The sequence below is a fragment of the Streptomyces sp. NPDC052107 genome (assembly GCF_040680215.1).
Classification (GTDB): Bacteria; Actinomycetota; Actinomycetes; order Streptomycetales; family Streptomycetaceae; genus Streptomyces.
Window position 1 is genome coordinate 1 of the sequence record NZ_JBFAWG010000241.1, and the last position, 2,441, is coordinate 2,441.

Annotated in this window: 3 protein-coding genes and 1 pseudogene; 2 read left to right on the forward strand and 2 right to left on the reverse strand. The window is 67.0% G+C overall.

Annotation, left to right across the window (positions count from 1 at the left end; genetic code table 11):
* Together AB0M27_RS47390 and AB0M27_RS47395 are read right to left on the reverse strand one after the other, a co-directional pair.
* Positions 1 to 486: pseudogene (locus tag AB0M27_RS47390) on the reverse strand (transposase); the annotation flags it as partial.
* A gap of 544 nt (positions 487 to 1,030) precedes the next feature.
* Entirely contained in the window at positions 1,031 to 1,831 is an 801-nt protein-coding gene (locus tag AB0M27_RS47395; protein WP_365732404.1) for a hypothetical protein, read from the reverse strand.
* On the opposite strand from AB0M27_RS47395, the gene AB0M27_RS47400 reads away from it, so the two are divergent.
* Together AB0M27_RS47400 and AB0M27_RS47405 are read left to right on the forward strand one after the other, a co-directional pair.
* The gene (locus tag AB0M27_RS47400) at positions 1,742 to 2,107 is read left to right on the forward strand and encodes an ABC-three component system protein (RefSeq protein ID WP_365732402.1); all 366 of its coding nucleotides are present in this window, start codon (positions 1,742 to 1,744) and stop codon (positions 2,105 to 2,107) included. The two genes, AB0M27_RS47395 and AB0M27_RS47400, sit on opposite strands and share 90 nt — an antisense overlap.
* A 121-nt stretch (positions 2,108 to 2,228) precedes the next feature.
* Positions 2,229 to 2,441, forward strand: a 213-nt coding sequence (locus AB0M27_RS47405) for a DUF2326 domain-containing protein (protein WP_365732403.1), incomplete at its 3' end; no start/stop codon positions are given.

The window sequence follows — 2,441 nt, forward strand, 5'->3', positions numbered from 1 at the left end:
GTCGGGCATCGCCACCACCAGCGGCGCCTGCTTGTGATCGCCCTCCCACACCTGGTTCCGGGCCACCGCCGGCCGTCGGAAGGCGGGGTCGAAGCCGCGGGCGGCCGGAATGCCCTCCCTCAGGCCCGCCATGAAACCGGGGTCGAGGTCACGGGCGATGGCATCGTGCAGCGTGGTCAGACCGATCGGCTTCTGACCCGCCGCCTTGGCGGCGCGCACCAGGTGCTCGTGAGCGCGTTTGACGTTGCCCTGGTGGTCGGCGAGGACGTCGATGATCTCGTCGGTGATGCGGAACCGCCTGCGTTCGGGCTTCTCCGTGCTGCCGGTCTCCTCAGCGCGGGCCAGCCAGCGCCACACCTGCCGCACGCTGACGCCCGCTGACTCGGCGACCAGCCGCACATGCGCGGTCGTCAACTCCCCCGCACCACGCAAGTGCAGCAGCTGCCGGACCGCCGCAGGCCGCAGCTCGTCCCGATGCCGCCCCAAGCCCTCCTGGGAAGCGTCGTCACCGGTACCGGCACCCCTGAAGTGGGCGGGCGGATAACGGCACGGCGATCACGTAAAGCCTCCAACAGCGGTTGAGAACCGGGTCAGCCGGACGCACGTGTGTGACGGATGCGTCTGACGCGAGGCTATGAGACGCACGTGGGCTCTCCCGCCCAGCCCGTCACTCGGGCGGGTGACAGCACAACATTCCCGCCAGTTCGATGGACGCGTGCGCTAATGGCCCTCGGGACTGCCGCGGGAATCCGACCGACAAGGCTCGCAGCACCGGCACCGGCGTCACGCTCTCCCCGCAACACCCGCCAAGACCCCCGGACACACTCCGCACACCAGACGGCCCCACAAAGTCCAGGAAGACAAAGGAGATACGGCGAACACGACACCGACCGATACGGCTTCGTGTCACTGCAAAGTTCGGGGAACTGTCACCATGATCGACCGCCCCGACCGCCCATGAACTGCGCCAATGCACCTACACGTCAATGACATACACAGCCGAACATCCCAGTGACATCACGGCCGAACCTCACAGCTGGCCACGAACAAGGCGCTGCGCCACATCACCTTCGGCCTCGCTATGGACTGGCCGTGGCAGGACGATCCGCTTGAGGTACGACGGCGCGGAGACAATCCCAAGGTCGTGACGTTGAGCCGGGACGTATCCGGCATGCCGGCCGACACGCTCTTCACGGACGGCCCGGACGTCGAGCTGTCTGTGGAGCAGTGGAATCGCGTCATCGAGCGGGACCTCTTCGGGCTGGAGGGTGACCATCCCGGAGTGAGTGGTCGCACGCTCCTGTCGTTCCTCATCCGCCGGGTCTCCGCTCACGGCTTCAACGAGCCGACCCGGACGTTTTCCCGACAGGCGGCCGCCGAGGCATCGTCGAATCTGTCCTACCTCCTTGGGCTGGACTGGCAGATGGTCAACGGGTACCGCGAGCTCAATGCCCGCAAGGCGACCAGGGACCAGTTGAGGAAGGCCGTCAACGATCCCGTATGGGGTCGGATCGTCGGTTCCACGGCCGATCTGAGGGGCCAGATCACTCTCGCCGAAGCACAGGTCGAACGGCTTCGAACGCAGGTTGCCGCCTTCCAGGTCGTCCCCGAGTACGAGCGCCTCAAGGAGCGCGCAGACCAGGTGAGCCGCCGGATCAAGCAGCTCGCCCAAGACGACGTGATCGACCAGCACAACCTCGAAGAACTCCGAGGCGCGGTCGCCGAGACCACCGACGTCGAGGTGTCCTACCTCGAGCCGGCCTACCGCGAGCTCGGGGTCATCCTCAATGACCAGGTCCGGCGTCGCTTCGACGAGGTCAAGGCGTTCCACCACTCCGTCGTACGCAATCGGCGCAGGTTCCTGGAGGAAGAGATCCAGGAACTCACGGACCGCTTGGCCGCCCGGCGTCAGGAGCGTGCCGACCTGGGCAAGGACCAGGCTCGCCTCCTGCGCGAGCTGGCTGGACGGTGGAGCGCTGGAAGCGCTGACCGCCCTGCAGACAGCCCTTGGTCGGGAGGAGGCCGCTCTCGGTGCTCTTCGCCACCGCTTCGACGCAGCGCAAGCCCTCGAAGCCAGCGCCCGCCAGATCACCACCAAGAGCGTTGAACTGCAGCAAGCCGTCGACCTCGACCTCCGAGAGCGCCGACAGCAGACAGACGAAGCGATCCTGCTGTTCTCCCGGTACGCCCAGCACCTCTACGGCGAGGGCCGCGAAGCCTACCTCGCCATCGAAGCCGGCCGGACCAGCCTCAGCATCACGCCCCGCATCGACGCCGACGACAGCCGCGGCATCAACAACATGGTCATCTTCTGCTTCGACCTCACCCTGGCCGTCCTCGCACACCGCCACGAGCGCGGCCCCGACTTCCTCATGCACGACAGCCACCTCTACGACGGCGTCGATGAACGGCAGGTCGCACGAGCTCTCGCGCTCGCGGCC